Source organism: Nostoc sp., from assembly GCF_054880495.1.
Genome location: NZ_JBTYKD010000227.1, coordinates 1 through 5673, shown reverse-complemented (window position 1 = coordinate 5673; position 5673 = coordinate 1). Strand labels below are relative to the sequence as shown.

Genomic DNA, 5673 nt, shown 5'->3' with positions numbered 1-5673 from the left:
AAGAGCCAGGTCATTGAGGAGCCGGATGATGCGAAAGTGTCACGTCCGGTTTTGAAGACGAGCGGAACTCGTGAGAGTTTCGCTTAGTTTAATCACTTATCACCTAAGCATTTCAGCGATACTTATTTTCTTTAACCCGCAAAGGACGCGACTGGTCAAAACTGGTCGCCTGTTTCAAATTCCAGACATAATCGCCAGTAAGATTGATATGCTCCCATCCCAATGGTGACAAATGTTGCAAATATTCTTCAGGAATATCCATTCCCTGTTGTTTCAAATAATCCACGGCTTTTTCTAAGTACACCGTATTCCAAAGAACGATCGCAGCAATGACCAAATTCAACCCACTAGCCCGATAAAACTGGTCTTCATAAGAGCGATGCCTACGGTGCGCTGCGCCTACGCGCAATTCTCCCAGGCGATTAAAAAACACTGCTTTTTTCAAGGTATGTTTCGCCTCACCCAGTGTGATGCCCCGTTTTACAAATCACCCCAATCAAAATTAAGGAAGCGTCGAGCATTCAGCTTGGTATATTTCTCCGTGTGTTTGATATCACGGTGTCCGAGGAAGTCTTGGATTTCTCTAGTGTTATAACCCTGATTCACCAGATAGTAACCGCAAGCATGGCGCATCATGTGGCAATGTACCTTGATATCAAGTCCCGCCTGCGCCACCAGCCGCCCAAGCAGCTTTCGCACTACATCAGTAGACATCACCTCACCACGCTCGGAAACGAAAATATATTTGCTATCGGGCAACATCTCTCTGAGTTCCTTGAGCAAAGTTAACTCATCATCTCTCAAGGGATGCACCCCAGAATCGCTGCCCTTTTCCCTGGTGATGAAAATCTGACGTTCGGCCCACATCAGTGCATCCCACCGCAACCCGCACTTAGCCCCTACAGCTTCCCCTACCCTAAGACCGTGGCGAAACATGAGCAACATCAGTGTATAATCACGGTGAGCATAACGAGCTTTGCGCTCAAGTGCCGCATCGAGAAGACTTCGCACCTCGCTTGGTGTAAGGTATTCTCTAGACCTATAATGCTTGTTGGGTAGACGAACTGGGGGCGGTGGCCTCATTGATTCTTAGCGGTAGTGTCCGGTGTACGCGTTATATTATGGACAGTCTACTACGCCAAGATGTCCATTCTCTCGTTGATAGTCGCGCCACTGCACAGTTATTGCGAAGAGTTATCAATTAATAAATACATCCATCTTGGCTCAATGCCAAATAGCCAGGTATATTCCTATCCCCAATTCCAGACTGAAATTATTTTTCTCTATAGCCACCAGCGTAGTCAATTACGCAGATTGTTCTATATACTTTGTGAGTTCCATAAGCAACACCAGAGACTTTAAAAGCGCCATTAAAAATGTTTTTTCGATGACTGCGATTGCTTACACCATCATCAATAATTAATTGCATGACGATATCTTCAGCAGTGTTGAAACCATAAGTGATATTTTCGCCTGCGGTTGTTTGCCATTTACCATAGCGATTGATGCGAGTAAAGGGGTTGCTACCATCGCTACCATCATGACCTATGGTGCCTTTTAGTTCTTGGTCTTTAACATGGTCTTTTGCTCCTAAAGACATACCCTTAGATGCACTCAATGCTCCCACAGGAGGTGCTGATTTCAAAAATGCGATCGCCTCATCAACTGCTTTGACTCCTTCTTGAGTTTGCCAATAGGTATTATTAGAAACTTTGACTAGGTTCCCTTCAAAGCGCTTTCTATAGTTTTCCACAATCGGGAGGTATGCTTTAGGATTTATTCGTACCTTATTTGTTTCAACAATTACCTGTTGTTCCAATTGTGAAAGGTAACTTGCATTTGTTAATAAAGTCGAACTAGTTTCTGGAAATACTGCTGGGTTAGAGTTAGCCACAGACGGGTTAAATTGAAACAGTTGATCTGAGCAACCGAATATCAATGCAATTGAGAAAAATACCCAAAATTTCAGGCGATGCATCCATTACCTCACAATTTTTTTATGGATTAATTTAGTGAATTAGAAAAAATAAATCTGTAAACGCTTCTGTGGCTTGTTTCCACCTATCTTGCCCCTCATGACAGCTTCGCTAGATCCACCCCTCAATGGTAAAGGCTAAAAAATCAGTGGCTAAGATGCTTGCTAGGCAAGCTTTTCAGCCTTATCGTACAATTTTCCCGTTTTGGCACGGTGATGCCGGCCAGACGCCCACCCCAGAAGAAGTAGTTGAGTATTTTTTTATTTGTCAGTCCTTTAAAGGATGTTTGAAAAGTGTCACAGAACACATCAACTTTGACATTACCCTCCCAAGCCCCCGATGTATTGGGGGGCTTTAAGAGGCTATTTGCCCACCCTTTGCAAGGGGGGGTATTAGATACTTTTGGTAACAAAAATAGCTTTTCAAACATTCTCTTAATTCAAAACTTTAAACTCCTAATTCCTAATTCCTAACTCCTAACTCCCCAAACTTAGGACTCCACCACCCTTTTGGTGTACTGAAATAAGCCACATCTTTATGTTTAGTATCCTGACGCGATCGCGGGTCACAACATCGCAACATTTTCTTACTCTGCCCATCTTTTATATAACTGTACTCCTCTAGAGCTTTCTTACATACTGGGCAGGGATATGCCGTCGTTTTCACAGGAGGCTTTTGTTGATTCTCGGCTTGGACTGCTTTAGTTTGTGGTGGCTGCCAAGTTTTGTTAAAATCGCTCCAAAATAGCACGACATTTTCGCAGTCTTTTGTGCATTTGAGGAAATATTTCTTTTTGACTTTACTGCTGGGAATTTTGGCGAGAAAATTTTTGCATTCAGGGCATCGAGTCTTGGAAGTTTCATATTTCCGCTCAGTTATCACATTAGCTTTACCTGTCGGGGAACTCGCAACTACAGTTTTAGCTTTGGAGAGCGCTGGTATAAAGTAATTCTGATTCCAACTAGTTAAATAATGCTGCCAAGAGTTTTTTCCCTCAGAAATTGCATCAAGAGCATCCTCCATTTTCGCTGTGAATTCCGCCTCTAATAAATCCGGTAATGCTTTGAGCAAAAATGCATCAACTTCTAACCCTAACGCCGTCGGTTGCAGATGGTCTTTTTTCAACTCGACATAATTTCGTTTTTTTAAGGTAGCAACAGTAGGAGCATAGGTACTTGGGCGACCAATTCCTTTACGTTCCATCAGTTGCACTAATTTAGGTTCACTATAACGGGGTGGTGGCTGCGTCTGCTTCTGTTCATGTCCCGCATTCTCCAGTTTCAGCGCTTGTCCCTGTTGTAATGAAGGTAAAATACTATCCTTACTAAGATTGTTCCAGTACCGAGCATAACCGTAAAATTCAATCACTTGTCCTCTAGCTGACCACAGTAGGGAACCAGACTGAGTAATCACCAAAGTTTTACGCAATTGGGCAGCACGACATTGAGAGGCAATTGACCGTTTCCAGATCATCACGTAAAGATTAAACTCATCATCAGGAAGTTCAGAACGCAACTGAACTGAGGGACGAAATACATCAGTTGGACGAATCGCCTCATGCGCTTCTTGAGCCGACTTGCTACTACGATGCTTGGCGACTTGCTGCGGTACATTTTGCGGATCATTTTGCTCTAACCATTTACGGGCGCTGGCACAAAATTCTGGACTCAGCATCACTGAGTCTGTTCGCATATATGTAATCAGCCCTGCCTCATAGAGCTTTTGGGCAACAATCATGGTTTTGTCAGGAGCAAATCTCAGCTTTGAACCGGCTGCTTGCTGAAGGCTGGAAGTTGTAAATGGTGGAGGTGGCTGGCGGTTAACGACTTTTCCTTCAAAATGAATTACCTGATGAGGATGCCGCAGTGCTTCTTCAACTAAACGTGTAGCTTCTGCTTCGGAAAGAACACGCTTAGACTCCGGTGTTTCTGTGCTATTACCTACCTTAGCGTCATCGTTAGTTTCAGTTTCTTGGTCTGCTGCATCTGTTGCCGAATCGACCGTCCCTTTGTAAAAAGCCCGAAATCCTTCAGCATAATCTACCCAGACACTCCAGTAATCTTGGGGGACAAACGCCAGAATTTCGTTTTCTCGCTGACAAATCAGGTGCAACGTCGCGCTTTGGACTCTCCCAACACTCTTAGCGCCGTTATTCAATGCCCAAACTAAAGGGCTACCTTTATAACCCACCAACTTGTCTAGGCAATCTCGGCACAGCCCAGCACCGATCAAATTTTGGTCTAGCTTTCTGGGATTAGCGATCGCACTCTGCACCGCCGATGCTGTAATCTCAGTATAAATTACTCGTTTCGGTTCTCTTAGACCCAGCGTTTCTTTCAGGTGCCAAGCGATTGTCTCCCCTTCCCGGTCTGGGTCAGTTGCTAAGACAACTTCATCAACCTGCCTCACCGCAGACTTGAGTTTCTGGATTGTTTCTTTGGCTCGTTGGTCACGCGGGACATAATTGCACCGGACATTACTGCCGTCCATGACAAATCCCAAGGAATCGTCCCCTTCATTGCTAAGTTCGCGGATGTGACCACAACTGGCTAGAACTTTCCAATCTGCACCCAGAATTTGACTGAGTTTTTTGACTTTTCCCGGAGATTCTACCACAAGCAGGCGTTTGATCATAGCAACTGCGTTCTCGATTTTGAGCAAATAAACTGGCAATTGCAATCAGCGATGGCTGCGCCAACGCCAAGGGCGAACGCCTATTCTCGTGATCTGGATTTTCTAGAATACTGTAGCAAAAAGCTTGGGAAATCGCTCAACTCAGTTTTGAGGTAAATCATCCCAACGCGATCGCTGAGAACCGGAAGGGCAGATGCCATGATTATGCTGTAACCTTTACTTGATGAGTCTCCACAGTGAGCGGTAAACCAAGTTCTGCACGAACTTGAAGACAAGCTGCGATCGCGTCCTTGATATTTTCGAGGGCTTCTTCTCTTGTCTGACCTTGACTAACACAACCAGCAATACTGGGGCACTCGACAATCCAAACCCCATCTTCATCACGATCAAGTATTACATTGAACTTCATACACTGTTGTTGACAAAAGAGTTGTAGTTATTTAGTTATTTATTATTGTAACCTGCGACCATTTAATCCAAAAAAGCAGCCGAGCGATGGCGCAGCCATCGCTGTTGCAACTGGCGCAACTACTATGATTTTAGCCTCAACAACCTACTTACAATTAACTATCACGCCAAACAAGGTTGCTACAAAAATATTATTTGATAAATCTTTTTAGGCTCCAAGTTCTGCTTTCTGTTGAAACTCATCCTTATCAGCAAGCTACGTCGCGATCGCACTTGCTGTTTCTTTACCAGATTGACTTACAGCAGTAATTTAGCGAGAATTGATGTTGTCTGCGCCAAGCTATCCTCATGGAGACGGTTTGCGATGTCTACGACGGGCTACGCCTACGCACTATAAAGCAACTCATAAGTTAATTACAACGATTGCTGCAATGATTTAAACGTTTCTTATACATGAAGAAGCAATTGTTGCAAAGCATGAAGTATTTGCAGCAACTGCTTATATATTTCTTGGAAATACTTAAACGTTTCTTATACATGAAGAAGTAATTGTTGGAAAGGTATCCGCTCGGTAAAACGGGGTAGAAAGAAAAAATCAGAATGCAAATTAGTAGACATGGCGTTATAAAATATGACACATGACGCAAAAATCATC

General features: G+C 43.8%; 5 protein-coding genes and 1 pseudogene. 1 reads left to right on the top strand and 5 read right to left on the bottom strand.

Going from position 1 to position 5673, the window contains the following annotated elements; translation table 11 throughout:
- Nucleotides 1-112 precede the first annotated feature (112 nt).
- The 5 genes and pseudogenes from ACYTXL_RS21665 to ACYTXL_RS21645 all read right to left on the bottom strand — a co-directional run.
- Nucleotides 113-484 (bottom strand): annotated as a pseudogene (locus ACYTXL_RS21665) (Tn3 family transposase); the annotation flags it as partial.
- On the bottom strand, nt 481-1083 hold the full coding sequence (locus ACYTXL_RS21660; RefSeq protein ID WP_461922372.1) for a tyrosine-type recombinase/integrase: 603 nt from the start codon (nt 1081-1083) through the stop codon (nt 481-483). The pseudogene ACYTXL_RS21665 and the gene ACYTXL_RS21660, both read right to left, overlap by 4 nt.
- A 190-nt stretch (nt 1084-1273) precedes the next feature.
- The gene (locus ACYTXL_RS21655; protein ID WP_461926528.1) at nt 1274-1978 is read right to left on the bottom strand and encodes a CAP domain-containing protein; all 705 of its coding nucleotides are present in this window, start codon (nt 1976-1978) and stop codon (nt 1274-1276) included.
- A 460-nt stretch (nt 1979-2438) separates the two neighbouring features.
- On the bottom strand, nt 2439-4610 hold the full coding sequence (topA, locus tag ACYTXL_RS21650) for a type I DNA topoisomerase (RefSeq protein ID WP_461921929.1): 2172 nt from the start codon (nt 4608-4610) through the stop codon (nt 2439-2441).
- Nucleotides 4611-4812: 202 nt separating this feature from the next.
- On the bottom strand, nt 4813-5019 hold the full coding sequence (locus ACYTXL_RS21645; RefSeq protein ID WP_461921928.1) for a type II toxin-antitoxin system HicB family antitoxin: 207 nt from the start codon (nt 5017-5019) through the stop codon (nt 4813-4815).
- Between the two features lie 231 nt (nt 5020-5250).
- Here ACYTXL_RS21645 and ACYTXL_RS21640 point away from each other — a divergent pair, with 231 nt between their 5' ends.
- Nucleotides 5251-5415: a hypothetical protein gene (locus ACYTXL_RS21640; RefSeq protein WP_461926527.1), complete on the top strand. Its 165-nt coding sequence runs from the start codon at nt 5251-5253 to the stop codon at nt 5413-5415.
- Nucleotides 5416-5673 lie beyond the last annotated feature (258 nt).

What these genes read in the sequence shown, in the direction of transcription:
- topA (WP_461921929.1), bottom strand. Translation starts at nt 4,610, where the DNA reads ATGATCAAACGCCTGCTTGTGGTAGAATCTCCGGGAAAAGTCAAAAAA.
- ACYTXL_RS21660 (WP_461922372.1), bottom strand. Translation starts at nt 1,083, where the DNA reads ATGAGGCCACCGCCCCCAGTTCGTCTACCCAACAAGCATTATAGGTCT.
- ACYTXL_RS21645 (WP_461921928.1), bottom strand. Translation starts at nt 5,019, where the DNA reads ATGAAGTTCAATGTAATACTTGATCGTGATGAAGATGGGGTTTGGATT.
- ACYTXL_RS21655 (WP_461926528.1), bottom strand. Translation starts at nt 1,978, where the DNA reads ATGCATCGCCTGAAATTTTGGGTATTTTTCTCAATTGCATTGATATTC.